This window comes from Mesorhizobium sp. M8A.F.Ca.ET.202.01.1.1 (genome assembly GCF_004791595.1).
In the GTDB taxonomy this organism is placed as follows: Bacteria; Pseudomonadota; Alphaproteobacteria; order Rhizobiales; family Rhizobiaceae; genus Mesorhizobium.
The window spans coordinates 177,252-194,628 of the sequence record NZ_SRUN01000013.1 but is presented as its reverse complement, the minus strand read 5'-3'; the positions used below and the strand labels follow the sequence as shown (position 1 = coordinate 194,628).

Below are 17,377 nucleotides of genomic sequence, written 5' to 3'. Positions count from 1 at the left end.
CAGGTCGGCGTGAGCAGACTGGCTTAGCTGGCGACGCTCGCCTGCGGCGCCGAACGCTCGGCCAACATCTGACGTACCGCCGACATCGAGCCGCTGAGCTCATTGATGGCGTCGTCGATCAGCGCCCGCTGCTTCTGAAGGCGAGCGAGCTGCTTCTCCGACTTGTCCAGCGCCAGGCGCAACTGCTTGGTGTTGGAACCGGTCGGATCGTAGAGGTCCATCATCTGCTTGACGTCGCGCAACGAGAACCCGACCTTGCGGCCGAGCAGGATCAGCTTCAGCCTGGCCTTGTCGCGGCGCGTATAGAGACGGGTCGAACCGTCGCGCTGCGGGTTGAGCAGGCCCTTGTCCTCGTAGAAACGCAGCGTGCGCAGCGTCACGCCGTATTTTTTGGCCATTTCGCCGATGCGGGAGAGATCCTCGCCGGCTTCGACGGATGCATTATTGGTATTGGCCGCGGTCTCGCCGGCCGAGATAAGTTTCATGGTCACTGGCTTCCCCGTCTGGTGGCGTCGCGGTCCTGGACCATGCGTCGCCTGACTGGAAGCGGGGGCGTGCTTCCGGCCGTGGTTTCGACAAACAAATCGCAAAACAGCACAGCTGATGCGCCATTTACGTTTACGTCAATTCTATACCGATAGCCGCCTCATGACGCAAGGGCGTTCTGAGAACGGTGCTTTATGCCGCACCGGAAGTCGCGACAGCCAACTTCCTTGCAACTTCTTAAGCTTGGTTAACGCGTTGTTTACCACGTTGGGCGAAATGTGCGCGTGTCGGCTACCCGTGGTTATCCTGTATCGAATTTTCACGGTTTTTCGGAGCGCGGGTGAAACCCGGGAAGCTTGTCTTCCACCGTGGCATGCAAGCGCGGTCGCCTCGTTCCGGCAGGGACTTGGGGAGCTGGTCGCAAGCCGGCCAATCTGAAAGACGGACGCACCGATGAACAGCAAGCGGTCCTACCTCGATACACTCAATGCCGGCAGGCAGCGCAAGCCGCAGACAACGCTCGAGCAGCTGAACCGCTCGCTGGAGACCCTGGAGCAGCGCCTGGGGCAGACGCGTGAGGACGCGACGGCACGGCCCGTTCCTCGCCAATATGGCGCCGATCCGCGCTACCCCGCCACCGATCCGCGTTATCCCGCCGCACAGCCGACAGCCCAGCAGCGCTGGTATGAGGATCCGCAGCCGGCACCGCGTGCGCAGAACCCGGCGCCTTCGCCCGCCTTCGACCAGAATTATCAGGCGATCGCGCGCGCCATCGACCGCGTGCGCGGCCAGGAAGACAGCGTCGCCATGGTCGGCAAGATCGCCGGCGAGCTGCGCGGCATGCGCGAGGAACTGCGCCACCAGGTGACTTCAGGGCTGCAGCGCGAATTCGACGCGCTGCGCAAGGACATCGACCGCGCCTTCCAGGCGAACGCCAAGCCCGGCGCGACAGGCAAGGGCAGCGCCGAACTCGGCGTGGAATTCGAGCGGCTCTCCGGCGCCATCAAATCGCTGTCGGAGAAGAGTGACGACAGGAGCGTCAACCTGCTGCGGCTGGAGCTCGAGCAGGTCAAGGCCGCGCTCGACACGCTGGCGCGCGAGGAGAGCGTGCAGAAGGTCGACCGCCGCTGGGACGATTTCGACCGCCGCTGGACGGCTTTCGAGGACCGCGTCGACGCCGACCAGCGCAAGCGCTCCGACGATCCCGCCCTCGCGGCCTTGACCGACCGGCTGGAGCAGATCAGCAACGCCGTCAACAACCTGCCGGAATCGCTGTCGCTGCGCTCGCTGGAGGAAAAGGTCCGCACGCTGGCCGGCGCGGTCGACCATTTCGCCAGCCAGCAGGACAATCGCGGCGGCGGCACGCTGGCCATGATCGACGAGCGGCTGGACGAGATTTCCCGCGCCATCGTGGCCTCGACAGTCGCCGCACAGGCGAATTCAATCGACCACGAAGCCTTCGAGCGCATCGAGAAGCGGATCGACTCGCTCGCGCAGCAGATCGAGGAAGTGGCGCAGGACCGTCCCGGCAATGTCGTGATCGACCGGCTGAACACACTGTCGAGCCGGGTCGATGACCTCGCCGGCCGCGCCAACCTGCCCGAGCAGGCGATGGAACGGCTCGCCAAGCAGATCGCGCTGATCGCAGACAAGATCGATCAGGCGCCGGCCATGCCCGACGCCGACTACATCTTCCACGGGCTGGAGCAGCGCTTCGACGTGCTGTCGGGCATGATGGAGCGTCGCCAGGGCGACGCCATCGAACAGGGCAACATGCTGTTTCGCGATCTCGAGCGCCGGCTGGACGAGGTTGCCGACCGGCTGGACCAGCGCAGCATGCCGCAGGTCGACAGCGCCGGCATCATGGACGCCATCGATGCCCGCTTCACCGCGCTGGCCAAGCGCATGGAAACGCGCGCTCCCGATCCCGCCGGCGAGGCGGCGATCCGCGGGCTGGAAAGCCGGCTCGAGGATATCTCAAGCCGGCTGGACGCCTCGGCGGCCCAGGTGGCCGGCATTGATCCGGCGCTGATCCGCAGCCTGGAGGCTCAGGTCGCCGGCCTGTCGGCGCATCTTTCCAGGCCCAGCACGCCGCTGCCGGACTTCGAGGACATCAGCCCGCGCCTCAACGAAATCGAGAAAGCGCTGGCCGGGACCCGCGATTCCATCCTCGGCGCCGCACGCGAGGCAGCCGAGAACGCCGTGCGCTCGCTGGCCGGAACGAGCACCAATACGGCCGCGGTTTCCGGCCTCGCCCAGGATCTGAAGACACTGGAGACATTGACGCGGCGTTCCGACGAACGCAATTCGCGCACCTTCGAGGCCATTCACGATACACTGCTCAAGATCGTCGACAGGCTGGGTTCGCTGGAAACCAGCGACCCGTCCGAAGCGGTAAGCGAACTGCTGGATGCGGCTCCGACCGAACCGGGCGGCTGGCGTGGCGCACGGCGGTCCAAGATGGCGGTGAACGCGCCGTCGATGACCATGGACGAGCCGCTGCCGCTGACCGGCGACATGGCCGATCTGGACGCGCGTGCCGCGGCCATATTGCGCGCCGAGCCTGCTTCGTCAGTCGAGCCGGCACTGCACGTCGAATCGGGCTTTTCGGCCCGGCCGGGGGCGCGCTCGCCGGCGGAAGCCGCCGCCGCCGCCGCGATGGCCGCACTCGGTTCCGACGCCACCACCAGAAAAGACCAGCCTGCTGGCCGCAAGTCGATGTTCGGCGGGCTGGCGCGCGCCTTCAAGAGCAAGAAGGCGGCGGATGTTCCGCCGCTGGCCGGCCCGGCGCCGGACGCCGATATCCCGAGTGTCGATCTCGACGAGCCGCTCGACCCGAAAGTCGCCAACCGCCCGCTGGAGCCCGGCTCCGGCGCGCCCGACCTCAATGCCATCATGAAGCGCGTGCGCGACGAGCGGGGACAACCGGCAAAGCCCGGCGACAGCGACGCCGCGAAATCGGATTTCATCGCCGCTGCCCGGCGCGCGGCGCAGGCGGCCGCGGCCGAGGCCGACGCCCTGAAGCGCCAGTCGACGATGAAAGGCCCGGTCAAGGCGCTCAGGATAGGTGACCTGCTCAAGGCGCGGCGCAAGCCGATCCTGATGGCGGCGGCAGCGATCATGCTGGCGCTTGCCGGCCTGCAGCTCGGCAAGGCGTTTCTTTCGGATCCCGCCCAGGTGGCAAGCAACGACGCGGCTCCCATCGTCGCCTCGCAGCCGGTGAAGACGGCATCTGTCGATACCGCCAGCCAGCCTAAGACCGAAGTCCAACCGGTGGCGACGGACAGCGCGCCGGCCCCTACCGTCAGGCAGGCGGAACAATCCGCGCCGCCAAGCAAGGACGACATGGCGGCGCAGACCGTCATGGCCATGCCGTCGGATACGGACGCGATGCCCGCGCCTACCGCCGAGCCCGCTCCAGCACCCGTCGCGCCGGCCATGGCTCCCGACGCGATGGCTTCGGCCTCGCCGGCGCCTGTTGCTCCGATGACCGCTGCTCCTACCTTAACGGATCCGGCACCAGCCGCCGTCACCAGCGGTACGCAGGCGTCGGATGCCGATGCCCAACCTGCATCAGCCGCGCCAACGGCCGCCGCCGAGGCAACGGCCAACGACACGACCGGCACCGTTGCGCCGATGGACAAGCCGGCGGCGACAGCCGCGACCAAGTTCGACATCCCGGCCGAAGCCGGCCCCGTTGCTTTGCGTGACGCCGCCGCCGCTGGCGACGCCAAGGCACTGTTCGAGGTCGGCTCGCGCTACGCCGAGTCGCGCGGCGTCAAGGAAGACATGCCGGCGGCCGCCAAATGGTACGAGAAATCGGCGGAACTCGGCTTCGCGCCGGCCGAATACCGTATCGGCAATTTCTACGAGAAGGGCATCGGCGTCGCGCGCGACATCAAGAAGTCGAAGACCTGGTACCAGCTCGCCGCCGCGCAGGGCAACGCCAGTGCCATGCACAATCTGGCGGTGCTGTTCGCCATGGCCGCCGACGGCGTGACCGACAATGAATCGGCCGCGCACTGGTTCCAGGAGGCCGCCGACCTCGGCGTCAAGGACAGCCAGTTCAATCTCGGTATCCTGGCCGCCAAGGGCGTCGGCATGAAGCAGAACCTGGAAGAGTCCTATAAATGGTTCGCGCTTGTCGCCAAGACCGGCGACAAGGATGCCGCGGCCAAGCGCGACGAGATCGCCAATGCGCTGCGGCCCGAGCAGCTCGAGCGGGCGCGCGCCGCGACAGAATTGTGGAAGGCCAAGCCGCTCAACGCGGCGGCCAATTCGGTGGACATTCCCGAATCCTGGCAGGAAGGCACGCCGCAGACGACCGCCGGCATCGACATGAAGAAGGCGGTCAAGAATATCCAGCTCATCCTCAACAAGAACGGCTATGACGCAGGCGGCGCCGACGGCGTGATGGGCGAGAAAACCAAGAACGCGATCATCGCTTTCCAGACCGCCAACAAGCTGCCGGCGACCGGCGCGGTCGACGAGAAACTGGTCAAGGCATTGCTGGCGCGCAAATAACGGCAGAAGCGTCGTTTCCACGACGCCCTTGCCATACATTTGCCTGTTAACTGATTGAGTTGTTTTTTGTTTCGGCGCGGTGGCGGGGTTTGACCCCGCTGCCGCGTCGGCGCAAGACAAAATTGGCTTTTCGATGCGATACTGCCCGCAACGGCTTTATTCGCCGACAGGCAAACTGATCGAGACTGACGGGTGGGCATCTATCTCCCGATCGCGGAAATTTCCGTCAACGTCTTCGTGCTGCTGGCCATGGGCGCCGCGGTGGGCTTCCTGTCGGGCATGTTCGGGGTGGGCGGCGGCTTTCTCATCACGCCGCTCTTGATCTTCTACAATATCCCGCCGGCGATCGCGGTCGCCACCGGCGCGAACCAGGTCATCGCTTCTTCCGTCTCCGGCGTTCTTTCGCACATGAAGCGAGGCACGCTCGACTTCAAGCTCGGCGGCGTGTTGCTGGCCGGGGGCATCGTCGGTTCCACCGCCGGCATCTACGTGTTCGGCTTCCTGCGCAGGCTCGGCCAGCTCGACCTGTTCATCTCGCTGCTCTACGTCGTGCTGCTCGGCACCGTCGGCGGGCTGATGCTGGTCGAGAGCATCAACGCGTTGCGCGCCACGCGCAGCGGTGCGGCACCGGTGCTGAAGAAATCCGGCCAGCACAACTGGATCCACCGCTTGCCGCTGAAGATGCGCTTTCGCGCGTCGAAATTGTTCGTCAGCGTCATTCCGGTGCTCGGTCTTGGCGCCGGCATCGGCTTCCTGTCGTCGATCATGGGCGTCGGCGGCGGCTTCATCATGGTGCCGGCGCTGATCTATCTCTTGAAAGTGCCGACCAATGTCGTCATCGGCACCTCGCTGTTCCAGATCATCTTCACGTCCGCCTACACGACGCTGGTCCACGCCACCACCAACCAGACCGTCGATGTGATGCTGGCCTTCCTTTTGATGGCCGGTGGCGTGGCCGGAGCGCAGTATGGCGCCAAGGCCGGCCAGCGGCTGCGCGGCGAGCAATTGAGAGCCCTGCTGGCGCTGCTGGTGCTGGCAGTGGCGATCCGGCTCGCCATCGATCTGTTCGTCACGCCGCCCAACCTTTATTCGTTGTCCGGCTTGGGCCTCAACTGATGAAAGGGATGAAGGCGCTCGCAACCGTCGCTCTCCTGTCCCTGACCGTCGCGCCGGCGAAGGCGCAGACGCCATTGACGGAAGGCATCCAGATCGGCCTCTCCACCGACGCGGTGTCGATCACCGCCGGTTTTTCCGGCGCCGACCTGACCATTTTCGGTTCGCTGGAAAATCCCGACCCGCTGGTGGCACGCCAGGGCCGCTACGACGTCATCGTCGTGCTCGAAGGACCGCCGAAACCGGTGGTGGTGCGCCGCAAGGACCGGGTGCTGGGCGTCTGGATCAATCTGGATTCCGAGACCTTCGAGAATGTGCCGGTGTCCTATTCGGTGGCGACGACGCGGCCGCTGCAGGACATCACCGAACCCAACAGCTACAAGCAATTGTCGCTCGGCGCGTCCAACCTCTATATGCAGCCCGCCGATGCCGGTGACAGCCCGGCGACGATCGAGGAATTCACGGCGGCACTGCGCGAGCGCAAGGCCGCCGCCGGCCTCTACAGCGAGAATGTCGGTGGCGTGCAATTCCTGTCGCAGAACCTGTTTCGCGCCACGGTCAGGCTGGCGCCGAATGTGCCGGTCGGCACCCATAAGGCGCGCGCCTTCCTGTTCAAGAGCGGCCTGTTCATCAAGGAGAGTTCGGCGCAGCTTGAAATCCGCAAATCGGGCTTCGAACAATCGATCTTCCGCGTCGCCCACGACTATTCGTTCCTCTACGGCGTGTTCGCCATATCGCTGGCCATGGTAACGGGCTGGCTCGGCCGGCTGGTGTTCCGCAAAGATTGACGCTCGGGGAAAAGAGGGGTTCCCCTTTTCCCCACCATGCGATAAACCGCCGCCTCCCAGCCCAAGGGCAAACACGCACATACCATTCGCAAGAGCGGTCCGGCTTTCCGGATGACAGCGCGATACGTCGCCGCTGTCTTGCCGCCACGAAACCATGACAGGAGGCTGCAATGCACCAGGCATTCGGCGGCATCGACTTCGGCACGTCCAATTCCACGGTGGGCGTGATCCGGAACGGCAAGGCGCGGCTGGTCCCGCTGGAGGGCGAACAGCCCACCTTGCCAAGTGCCGTGTTCTTCAACTTCGAGGACGGCCACACCTATTTCGGCCGGCGCGCGATCGGCGATTATACCGACAGCATCGAAGGCCGCCTGATGCGCTCGTTGAAGAGCGTGCTCGGCAGTTCGCTCGCCCACGAGAAGACGCGTATCAAGGCGCGCCAGATCGGCTTCATCGACATTATCGGCCTGTTCATCGGCCATCTGAAGACGCGGCTCGAAGAGGACGCCGGCGGCGTGGTGGAAAGCGTGGTGCTCGGCCGCCCGGTGCAATTCGTCGATGACGATGCGCAAGCCGACGCGAAGGCGCAAGGCGAGCTCGAGAAGGCCGCCCGTGCCCAGGGTTTCAAGCACATCGCTTTCCAGTTCGAGCCGATTGCCGCGGCGCTCGACTACGAGCAGAAGGTAACGCGCGAGGAACTGGCGCTGATCATCGACATGGGCGGCGGCACGTCCGACTTCTCGATCGTGCGGGTCTCGCCGGAGCGCTCGCGATCGACCGACCGCAAGGACGACATCCTGGCCAGCCGCGGCATCCATATCGGCGGCACCGATTTCGACCGGTTGCTGAGCATCGCCCATGTCATGCCGCAGCTCGGCTACCTCTCCGCGACCAAGGACGGCAAGCGCAATCTGCCGGCCAGCTATTTCATCGACCTCGCCACATGGCAGCGCATCAACCTGGTCTATACCGCCAAGGCGATGACGCATCTCCGCCAGATCCGTTACGAGGCCGTGCGTGCCGACCTGGTCGACCGCTTCATCCATATCGTCGAGCACCGCTACGGGCACGCTCTGGCGGCGCTGGTCGAAAAGGCCAAGATAGAACTGACCAACAGGTCATCGGCGGAGGTGGCGGTGAAGCTGCCTGACGCGGCGTTCGCCGCCGGGATCACGCGCGACGGGCTGGAGGCCACGATTGCCCGAGATATCGAGCGGGTCACCGAAACGGTCGGTCAGACCATTCGCGACGCTCAGGTCAAGCCATCGGACATCACCGCCGTGTTCCTGACGGGAGGCTCGACCGCGATCCCGCTGGCAAGACGAGAGATCCTGTCGCTGGTGCCGCAGGCTTCTGTCATAGACGGCGACATGTTCGGATCGGTCGGGCTTGGCCTGGCACTTGATGCGCAGCGGAAGTTCGGCTGATCCTACCCTGACCCGTTCATCTCTGCAGCCAGATGCGCCTTCAGCGCCATCTGGGCCAGGCTTGCCTGGCGGTCGCGATGGGTGATCATGGCGAAGTCGCGCTTCGGCAATTCGATCGGCACGGCTCTCAGGCTCCCCTCGGCGACCGCGCGCCCGACGACCAGCTCCGAAATGATGGTGGCGCCGGCGCCTGCTTCGACGGCCTGGCGAACCGCCTCGTTGCTGGGCAGCACCAGGAATATCTGCAGGTCGGCAAGTGAAATCCCCTCGCGCCGCGCCAGATCCTCCAGCACCTCGCGCGTCCCGGAGCCGCCCTCGCGGATGATCCAGCGCAGGCCGGTGATGTCGGGGCGGCCCGGCGCGATTTCGGCGATCCGCGGATGGGAACTGGCAACGACCAGCATCAACCGGTCGGTATCGACCTTGGCGCGGCGCAATATGTCGGATTCGGTGCGCCCTTCGACCAGGCCGAGATCGGCGGTTCCATCGAGCACGCTGGCCTCGACCTGCCTTGTGTTGCCGATGGTGACGCTCAGCCTGACGGCCGGATAGGCCTCGTGGAAGGAGGCCAGCCGGCGCGGCAGCCAGTAGCTGGCGATGGTCAGGCTGGCGGCGATCGAGAGGCTGCCGGCGACCGTCTGCGAAACATGTTCCAGCACGTTGCGGGCGGCGGCAGCCCGCTCCAGCACGGCCTTGGCCTCGGGCAGGAACCGGTGGCCGGTCTGGGCCAGCTCTATGTTGCGGCCGACGCGGTTGAACAGATGGACACCGTGCTGCTCTTCCAGCGCGCGAATGGCGGCCGACGCGGCCGACTGGGATATACCGAGAAGCTCTGCTGCCTTGGTCATGTGGCCACGCTCGGCAACGGCGACGAAAATGCGCAACTGGTCCAGGGTCATGCCTGCATTAAGAACCAATATCGATCGAATTTACAAGAACAACTGATTAGACGGATCGATAGGTTTATTCTACTTTTTCAGCTGAAGTTAGAAAAAATTGGCCTGCAGATCGCAGAGAGCAAAATGATCGGGCGGTTCAGATCCCTGCTTGCGCATTGGACCCGCGGCATCCGGCGGCGATTGGCTGGTGATCGATATCACCCCGAAGAGCATTACATGCGCGGCCCCGGACCGAAGACGCGCGCCAAATCCGCCGGCCGCGCGAGCACCCCCGGGATCATGATGCAAGGACCGCCGCGCGGCGCCAATTCGGCCCCCTCGCAACGCCCGCTTGCCGACACGCGGGCGCCCGATGAAGGCGACGGCGTCGACACCTCGCCAGATGTTTCCGACGGCATCGCCAAGACGACCTGCTACATGTGCGCCTGCCGCTGCGGCATCGACGTGCACATCAAGGATGGCAAGGTCCGCTACATCAACGGCAACAAGGACCATCCGGTCAATCGCGGCGTGATCTGCGGCAAGGGCAGCTCCGGCATCATGCAGCACTACAGCCCGGCCCGGCTGAAGAAGCCGCTCTTGCGCACCGGCCCGCGCGGCTCGGGTGAGTTCCGCGAGATCGAGTGGGATGAAGCCTTCGCGATCGCGACCGAGCGGCTGTTGAAGATCCGCCGGACCGATCCGAAAAAACTCGCCTTCTTCACCGGACGTGACCAGTCGCAATCCTTGACAGGCTGGTGGGCGAGCCAGTTCGGGACGCCGAACTTCGCTGCCCATGGCGGCTTCTGTTCGGTCAACATGGCAGCCGGTGGCCTCTACACGATCGGCGGCTCGTTCTGGGAGTTCGGCGAGCCCGATTGGGACAACACGAAATACTTCATGCTGTTCGGCGTCGCCGAGGACCATGACTCCAACCCGATCAAGATCGGACTGGGCAAGCTCAAGGCGCGCGGCGCCAAGGTGGTGTCGATCAATCCCTGCCGGACCGGTTATAATGCGATCGCCGATGACTGGATCGGCATCCGACCCGGCACTGACGGCATGTTCGTGTTCGCGCTCATCCACGAACTCTTGAAGGCCGGCCGCGTCGATCTCGATTATCTGCTCCGCTACACCAACGCGCATGTCCTGGTTATCCAGGAGCCTGGCGCGGTCGATGATGGGCTTTTTCTGCGCGACGGCGACGGCACTCTTGTCGCTTGGGACCGAGTGGCGAAGACCTCCGTCAACGCGACCGAGCCAGATGCAAAACCGGCACTGACCGGCAGCTTCACGGTCGACGGGCGCAGGTGCGTTCCGGTGTTCCAGCTCATTGCGGACCGCTATCTCGACGAGAGCTACGCACCCGACGCGGTCGGCGGGCGTTGCGGCATTGCCGCCGATACGATCCGCCGGATCGCCGCCGAACTTGCACATGTCGCCTTCGAAGAGGTGATCGAACTGCCGGTCGCCTGGACCGATTGGGCCGGGCGCCGGCATGAGACGATCAAGGGCCGACCTGTTTCGATGCATGCCATGCGCGGCATCTCCGCCCATTCCAACGGCTTCCATACCTGCCGGGCCATTCACCTGCTGCAGGTGCTTCTCGGAACCGTGGACGTGCCTGGCGGCTTCCGCTTCAAGCCGCCCTACCCCCGGTCCGCCCCGCCGGGTCCGAAGCCCTGCGGCAAGGACGTGAGGCCGATGACGCCGCTCGACGGCATGCCCCTCGGTTTCGTTTGTGGACCCGACGATCTGCTGGTCGATGAGGCCGGCACGCCGCTGCGCATCGACAAGGCTTATTCCTGGGATTCGCCACTTGCGGCGCATGGTCTGATGCACACCGTCATCCGCAACGCCTGGGCCGGCGACCCGTACCCGATCGACACGCTGCTGATGTACATGTCGAACATGGCGTGGAATTCGTCGATGAACACGGTCGAGACCATGGCCATGCTCACCGACCGTGATGAAGCGGGCAACTACAGGATCCCCTTCATCATCTATTCCGACGCCTATTATTCCGAGACCGTACCGTTCGCCGACCTCGTGCTGCCCGACACCACCTATCTCGAGCGCCATGACTGCATCAGCCTGCTCGACCGGCCGATCAGCCACGCCGACGGGCCGGGCGACGCCATCCGCCATCCCGTCGTCGAGCCCGACCGCGACGTCAGGGCGTTCCAGTCGGTGCTGATCGAACTCGGCGCGCGGCTTGGCTTGCCGGGCTTCGTCGAGGACGACGGCTCGGCGAAGTACCGCGACTACGCCGACTACATCGTCAATCACGAACGCACGCCCGGCATCGGCCCGCTCGCCGGCTGGCGCGGCAAGGACGAAATCTCGATCGGCAAGGGCGACGTCAACCCCAACCAGTTGCAGCGCTACATCGACAATGGCGGTTTCTGGCATCACGACTTCAATGACGACCAGCGCTACTACAAGATGGCCAACCGCTCCTATCTCGACTTCGCGGTGCAACTGGGCTTCATCCCCAAGGCCGAGCCGGTCGTCTTCCAGCTCTATTCCGAACCGATGCAGCGTTTTCGGCTGGCCGCGCGCGGACATGGCAAGGTGCGGCCTCCGCAATCGGAGCGCGACCGCATCGAGACCTACATGGATCCGCTGCCGTTCTGGTACATGCCGTTCGAGGAAGCGATCGTCGATCTCGAAAAATATCCGCTGCACGCGCTGACGCAGCGGCCGATGCACATGTACCATTCCTGGGGTTCGCAGAATGCGTGGCTCAGGCAAATCACCAGCCAGAACCGGCTGTTCGTGCACCACCGGACGGCCGCCGGCCTCGGCCTCGCCGACGACGACTGGGTGTGGGTCGAAAGCATCAACGGGCGGGTGAAGGGGCAGATCAAGCTGGTCGACGGGGTCAACGAAAGCACGGTGTGGACCTGGAACGCCATCGGCAAACGGCGCGGCAGCTGGGGCCTGAAGGATGATGCCGCCGAAAGCAATCGCGGCTTCCTGCTCAACCACATTATCGGCGACCAGACCTCTGCCGATGCCAACGGCAGGCGCTATTCGAATTCCGATCCGGTGACCGGCCAGGCGGCATGGTTCGATCTCAGGGTCCGCATCGTCAAATGCGCGGCGGAAGAGGCCGGCTTCACCGAACCGCAATTCGAGCGTTTCCACCAGCCGCCAAATGTCGAGCCCGTGCCGGACATACTTCGCTTCGGCGCCGAATTTCGCCAAAAGAGAGAAGCCGCCGAATGACCTGCTTGCCCTCTCACACGGACAAAAGGCTCGGTCTCGTCATCGACCTCGACACCTGCGTCGGCTGCCAGGCCTGCGTCACCGCCTGCAAGGAATGGAACACCGGCGGCCACATGGCGCCGCTGACCGACATCGACCCCTATGGCGGCCATGCCGACGGCGTCTGGTTCAACCGCGTGCACAGTTACGAGCACAGCACCGAGATGGGCGGGCGCACGGTCAACTTCCCGCGCTCCTGCCTGCATTGCGAGACGCCGGCCTGCGTCACCGTCTGTCCGACCGGCGCTTCCTACAAGCGGGCCTCGGACGGCATCGTGCTGATCGACGAGAGCAAATGCATCGGCTGCAAATTGTGCAGCTGGGCCTGCCCCTATGGCGCGCGCGAATTCGACAGTGATGTCGGCGTGATGAAGAAGTGCACGCTCTGCGTCGACCGCATCTACAATGACAATCTGGCCGAGGAGGATCGTGTGCCGGCCTGTGTTGCCGCTTGTCCGACCAGCGCCAGGCATTTCGGCGATCTCGGCGATCCCGCATCGGCTGTGTCGCAATTGGTGGCGGAGCGCGGCGGCGTCGATCTGATGCCGGAGCTCGGCTATCACCCGACCAACAAATACCTGCCGCCGCGCGCGCACACGCAACGCGCCGCATCGGTGCCGGCGAAGGCGCTGGAGCCGGTGCGGGCCGAGGGCGGCTTTCTCGGCTGGGTCGACCGCATGCTTTCGAACTAGCCCATGCATCCCGCCTTCTCGGTCGTCTTCTTCACCACCGCCACGGGCGCCGGCTACGGCCTGCTGGCGTTGCTCGGCGTGCTGGGCGCAGCCGGCGTCATCGCGCCCGACTTCTGGCTCGGCCTGGCCGGCATGGGGCTGTCGCTCGGCCTGATCAGTGCCGGATTGCTGTCCTCGACCGGCCATCTCGGCCGGCCGGAGCGGGCCTGGCGGGCCTTTTCGCAGTGGCGCAGTTCCTGGCTCTCGCGCGAAGGCGTCGCCTCGGTCGCCACCTTCGTTCCAGCCGGCCTGTTCGGCCTTGGCTGGGTCGTGCTCGGCCGCCTCGACGGCTGGGTGGCGGCGGCGGGACTGCTGGCCGCGATCGGCGCCATCGTCACCGTCTGCATGACCGGCATGATCTACGCTTCGCTGAAGCCCATCGCCCAGTGGCACAGCCCCTACACCTTGCCCGGCTACCTCATCTTCTCGGCGATGAGCGGCGGCGTGCTTCTGAACGCGCTGCTGCAGGGTTTCGCGCGCGGCTCGATGATCCTGTTTGCGGCTTCGGCACTGCTGACCTTGCTCGGCTGGGGCTGGAAGCTGGCGACCTGGCGCCACAATGACAGGCTTGAAATCCCCACCAATGCCAACACCGCCACCGGTCTCGCCGGCGGCACGGTACGGTCGCTGGAATGGCCCCATACCGAGGAAAACTACCTGCTCAAGGAAATGGGTTTTCGCATCGCCCGCAAGCATAGCGCGAAGCTGCGGCTGATCACGCAAGCGCTGGCTTTTGCCCTGCCCGTCCTGCTGCTCACCGCCAGCTTCGCCTTCCCCTGGCCCTTTGCAGTGGCGGCGTCAGTACTTGCCGCGATCGTCCAATTCGGCGGCATGCTGGTCGAACGCTGGCTGTTCTTCGCCGAGGCGAAGCACAGCGTCACGCTCTATTACGGGCGATAAATCTCAGCCGGGCCGCAGCATCGAGCGCGAAATGGCGAAGATGCGGTCAGTGCCAAGCATATAGGCCATCAGCGTTTCCAGCCGGAACAGGCCGGCATAGGCGCGGTCGAGCACGTTGAGCGAACCGGTATAGGCGCCGAAGGCCGGCATGATCATGCGGCCGCCGTCGCCGGCAAAGCAGCGCCTGCGCACCGAACGGCCTTGCTGCACGATGCGCGCGCAGGGATGCAGGTGGCCTGAAATCTCGCCCTCGACCCGCACCTTCGACGGCTCGTGCCGGAACAGCAGGGAACCTATGGCCAGTTCCCGCACGGTCTCGCCGGGCAGGTCCGCCGGCGCCTCCGGGTCGTGATTGCCGGCGACCCAGAACCAGTCACGGCCTGCCATCAGCGCTTCCAGCCGTTCGCGAAAGCTCGAATGCATGCGCTTGGCGCCGCCGCCGTCGTGGAAACTGTCACCCAGGCTGATGACGATCGACGGCTGGTAGTCCGATATCACCGCCTGCAACCGCAGCAGGGTCGCGCCGGTATCGTAGGGCGGGATCAGTGTGCCGCGCCTGGCCAGCGACGAGCCCTTCTCCAGATGCAGGTCCGATACTGTCAACAGCTTGAGCTCGGGAAAATAGAGCACGCCGCGCGGATCGCAGACCGCGCGCGCGCCCGCGATGCCGACAAGGTCGGCCTCGGCGATCAGCGATGCGCGCGCCAGCGAAAAGGTCATTCGTCAACCATCCCGGGCCCCATGGCCTCCTCGACCAGCGTCGCAGCATCCATCAGCAGCGTTTCATCGGCCTCGCCATTGACCGGCATCTTGCCGATCTCGAGCATGATCGGCACGGCAAGCGGCGATATCTGTTCGAGCGCCTTATGCATGATTCGACCCTGGATGCGCGAGAGCATGTCCGCAAGTCTGCTGACATCGAGCAGGCCGGTCGCCGCATCGGCACGCGTCGCCTGAAGCAGGATGTGGTCCGGCTCATGGCTGCGCAGCACATCGTAGATCAGGTCGGTCGACACCGTGACCTGGCGGCCGCTCTTCTCCTGGCCCGGGTGGCGTTTTTCGATCAGGCCCGAGATCAGCGCGCAGTTGCGGAAGGTGCGTTTGAGAAGCCAGCTATCGGCCAGCCAGGCTTCGAGATCATCGCCCAGCATATCCTGATCGAAGAGCGCGCCGAGTGAAGGTTTCCTGGCTTTGAACATGGCGCTCATGTCGCCCAGCGACCATATGGCCAAGGCATAGTCGGTGGCGACAAAGCCGAGCGGCCTGGCGCCTGCCCTGTCGAGGCGACGGGTGAGCAGCATGCCAAGCGTCTGGTGCGCCAGCCTGCCCTCGAAGGGATAGGCGACCAGATAATGGCGGTTGCCGCGCGGAAAAGTCTCGATCAGCAAATCGTCGCGCTTGGGGAGCATCGATTTGTCCGACTGGAACCGCAGCCAGTCGGCCACCTGCTCCGGCAGCTTCTTCCAACGCTGCGGATCGTCCAGCATGATGCGGACCTGCTCGGCCAGGTAGGTCGAGAGCGGGAACTTGCCGCCGCCATAATAGGGCACCTTGGCGTCGCTGCCGGGCGCGTTCGAGACGAAGCATTCATTCTCGCGGATGCCTTCGAAACGCAGCACCTTGCCGGCAAACATGAAGGTGTCGCCATGCGTCAAGGTTTCCAGGAATGCCTCCTCGATCTTGCCGAGGACGCGGCCGCCGTGCGACGCCGCGCCTTTGCTGCCGGCCTTGACGTAGCGCACATTGAGCGCCGGCACCTCGATGATGGTGCCGACATTCAGCCTGTATTGCTGGGCGACGCGCGGATTGGATACGCGCCACATCCCATCCTTGTTCAGGCGGATGCGGGCGTAGCGCTCGTAATTCTTCAACGCGTAGCCGCCGGTGGCGACGAAATCGATGACACGGTCGAAGGTCGGACGATCGAGGCCGGCATAGGGTGCCGCCGTTCGCACCTCTTCATAGAGGTCATCGGCGCGGAACGGTGCGCCGCAGGCGCAGCCCAGCACATGCTGCGCCAGCACGTCGAGCCCGCCATTGACCAGCGGCGGCGTATCCTGCGCACCGAGATAATTGGCGTCGAGCGCGGCCCGGCATTCCAGCACCTCGAAACGGTTGGCGGGAATCAGGATCGCCTTCGACGGCTCGTCCATGCGGTGGTTGGCGCGGCCGATGCGCTGCGCCAGCCGGCTGGCCCCCTTTGGCGCGCCGACATGCACGACCAGGTCGACATCGCCCCAGTCGATGCCGAGATCGAGCGTCGAGGTGGCGACGATGGCGCGCAATGCGTTGTCGCCCATTGCCTTTTCGACACGCCGGCGCTGGGCGACGTCGAGCGAGCCATGATGCAGGGCGATCGGCAAGGTGTCCTCGTTGACCCGCCACAACTCCTGGAACAGCAGCTCCGCCTGGCTGCGCGTGTTGACGAACAGCAAGGTCGTCTTGTGGCGCTTGATCTCGCGGTAGATTTCCGGCGTGGCGTAGCGCGCCGAGTGCCCCGCCCACGGCACGCGCTCCTCGGAATCGAGGATCGAGATTTCGGGCTTCGCCCCACCCGTCACGGTGATCAATTCCGCCATGTCACCGGGTGGGTTCTGGCTGACCAGCCAGCGCCGCAATTCGTCCGGCTCGGCCACCGTCGCCGACAGCCCGATCGTCTGCAGGCCAGGGACGAAGCTGCGCAGCCGCGCCAGCCCAAGCGCCAGCAGATGGCCGCGCTTCGACGTCACCAGCGAATGCAATTCGTCGAGCACGACATAGCGCAAATCCTCGAAGAAGCGCCTCGCATCGCCTGCCGCGATCAGCAAGGCCAGTTGCTCTGGTGTGGTGAGCAGGATGTCGGGCGGCGCAAGCTTCTGGCGCTGGCGCTTGTGGGCGGGGGTGTCGCCGGTGCGCGTTTCGATGGTGACCGGCAGGCCGATCTCCTCGACCGGCTTGCCGAGATTGCGCTCGATGTCGACGGCCAGTGCCTTCAGCGGCGAGATGTACAGCGTGTGGATGCCGCGCCGCGCCTGGCCTGGTTTTCGCCTCGGCCTGACGGCCAGTTCGGTCAGCGACGGCAGGAAGCCGGCCAGCGTCTTGCCGGCGCCGGTCGGCGCGATCAACAGCACCGATTGCCCGGCCTGGGCTTTCGCCAGCAGTTCGATCTGATGCGCGCGCGGCGACCAGCCCTTCTCGCCGAACCATTTTACGAATGGCTCGGGCAAGACGACGGCGGCATTCTGGTCGGCGAGGCGCGGCAGCTCGGTCACCCGCCAGAG

At 65.1% G+C, this 17,377-nt stretch carries 11 protein-coding genes; 7 read left to right on the top strand and 4 right to left on the bottom strand.

Going from position 1 to position 17,377, the window contains the following annotated elements:
* Positions 1–23 precede the first annotated feature (23 nt).
* Positions 24–485, bottom strand: coding sequence for a MerR family DNA-binding transcriptional regulator (locus EN845_RS26090; RefSeq protein ID WP_127279760.1), 462 nt, complete (start codon positions 483–485; stop codon positions 24–26).
* Between the two features lie 454 nt (positions 486–939).
* Between EN845_RS26090 and EN845_RS26085 the strand changes: the two genes are divergently transcribed.
* The 4 genes from EN845_RS26085 to EN845_RS26070 all read left to right on the top strand — a co-directional run bounded on the left by EN845_RS26085 (position 940) and on the right by EN845_RS26070 (position 8,338).
* Positions 940–5,010 carry a peptidoglycan-binding protein gene (locus EN845_RS26085; RefSeq protein WP_127870765.1) on the top strand — a complete coding sequence of 1,357 codons (4,071 nt, stop codon included), beginning with the start codon at positions 940–942 and terminating at the stop codon, positions 5,008–5,010.
* A gap of 192 nt (positions 5,011–5,202) precedes the next feature.
* Positions 5,203–6,126, top strand: coding sequence for a sulfite exporter TauE/SafE family protein (locus EN845_RS26080; protein ID WP_127870764.1), 924 nt, complete (start codon positions 5,203–5,205; stop codon positions 6,124–6,126).
* The gene (locus EN845_RS26075; protein ID WP_127870763.1) at positions 6,126–6,911 is read left to right on the top strand and encodes a TIGR02186 family protein; all 786 of its coding nucleotides are present in this window, start codon (positions 6,126–6,128) and stop codon (positions 6,909–6,911) included. Before EN845_RS26080 ends, EN845_RS26075 begins: the two co-directional genes overlap by 1 nt.
* 170 nt (positions 6,912–7,081) lie before the next feature.
* The gene (locus EN845_RS26070) at positions 7,082–8,338 is read left to right on the top strand and encodes an Hsp70 family protein (protein ID WP_127870762.1); all 1,257 of its coding nucleotides are present in this window, start codon (positions 7,082–7,084) and stop codon (positions 8,336–8,338) included.
* Between the two features lie 2 nt (positions 8,339–8,340).
* On the opposite strand, the gene EN845_RS26065 is transcribed toward EN845_RS26070, so the two are convergent.
* On the bottom strand, positions 8,341–9,237 hold the full coding sequence (locus tag EN845_RS26065; RefSeq protein WP_127870761.1) for a LysR family transcriptional regulator: 897 nt from the start codon (positions 9,235–9,237) through the stop codon (positions 8,341–8,343).
* A gap of 279 nt (positions 9,238–9,516) precedes the next feature.
* Between EN845_RS26065 and EN845_RS26060 the strand changes: the two genes are divergently transcribed.
* The 3 genes from EN845_RS26060 to EN845_RS26050 are packed head-to-tail and all read left to right on the top strand — an operon-like array spanning position 9,517 to position 14,117.
* Positions 9,517–12,447 carry a molybdopterin oxidoreductase family protein gene (locus EN845_RS26060; RefSeq protein WP_167531468.1) on the top strand — a complete coding sequence of 977 codons (2,931 nt, stop codon included), beginning with the start codon at positions 9,517–9,519 and terminating at the stop codon, positions 12,445–12,447.
* Complete coding sequence (locus EN845_RS26055) at positions 12,444–13,178, top strand: 4Fe-4S dicluster domain-containing protein (protein ID WP_127870760.1); 735 nt, start codon at positions 12,444–12,446, stop codon at positions 13,176–13,178. The genes EN845_RS26060 and EN845_RS26055 overlap by 4 nt, the downstream gene beginning before the upstream one ends.
* Before the next feature lie 3 nt (positions 13,179–13,181).
* Positions 13,182–14,117 (top strand): DmsC/YnfH family molybdoenzyme membrane anchor subunit, encoded by a 936-nt coding sequence (locus EN845_RS26050; RefSeq protein WP_127870759.1) that lies wholly within the window; start codon positions 13,182–13,184, stop codon positions 14,115–14,117.
* A gap of 3 nt (positions 14,118–14,120) precedes the next feature.
* On the opposite strand, the gene pdeM is transcribed toward EN845_RS26050, so the two are convergent.
* Positions 14,121–14,837, bottom strand: a complete 717-nt coding sequence (gene pdeM / locus EN845_RS26045) for a ligase-associated DNA damage response endonuclease PdeM (RefSeq protein WP_127870758.1) — start codon at positions 14,835–14,837, stop codon at positions 14,121–14,123.
* The gene (locus EN845_RS26040; RefSeq protein ID WP_127870757.1) at positions 14,834–17,368 is read right to left on the bottom strand and encodes a ligase-associated DNA damage response DEXH box helicase; all 2,535 of its coding nucleotides are present in this window, start codon (positions 17,366–17,368) and stop codon (positions 14,834–14,836) included. Before EN845_RS26040 ends, pdeM begins: the two co-directional genes overlap by 4 nt.
* Between the last annotated feature and the right edge of the window lie 9 nt (positions 17,369–17,377).

Bases quoted from the DNA above. Each gene is read 5' to 3' on its own strand.
- EN845_RS26070 (WP_127870762.1), top strand. From the start codon at position 7,082: ATGCACCAGGCATTCGGCGGCATCGACTTCGGCACGTCCAATTCCACG.
- EN845_RS26085 (WP_127870765.1), top strand. From the start codon at position 940: ATGAACAGCAAGCGGTCCTACCTCGATACACTCAATGCCGGCAGGCAG.
- EN845_RS26060 (WP_167531468.1), top strand. From the start codon at position 9,517: ATGATGCAAGGACCGCCGCGCGGCGCCAATTCGGCCCCCTCGCAACGC.
- EN845_RS26065 (WP_127870761.1), bottom strand. From the start codon at position 9,237: ATGACCCTGGACCAGTTGCGCATTTTCGTCGCCGTTGCCGAGCGTGGC.
- EN845_RS26050 (WP_127870759.1), top strand. From the start codon at position 13,182: ATGCATCCCGCCTTCTCGGTCGTCTTCTTCACCACCGCCACGGGCGCC.
- EN845_RS26090 (WP_127279760.1), bottom strand. From the start codon at position 485: ATGAAACTTATCTCGGCCGGCGAGACCGCGGCCAATACCAATAATGCA.
- pdeM (WP_127870758.1), bottom strand. From the start codon at position 14,837: ATGACCTTTTCGCTGGCGCGCGCATCGCTGATCGCCGAGGCCGACCTT.
- EN845_RS26055 (WP_127870760.1), top strand. From the start codon at position 12,444: ATGACCTGCTTGCCCTCTCACACGGACAAAAGGCTCGGTCTCGTCATC.
- EN845_RS26075 (WP_127870763.1), top strand. From the start codon at position 6,126: ATGAAAGGGATGAAGGCGCTCGCAACCGTCGCTCTCCTGTCCCTGACC.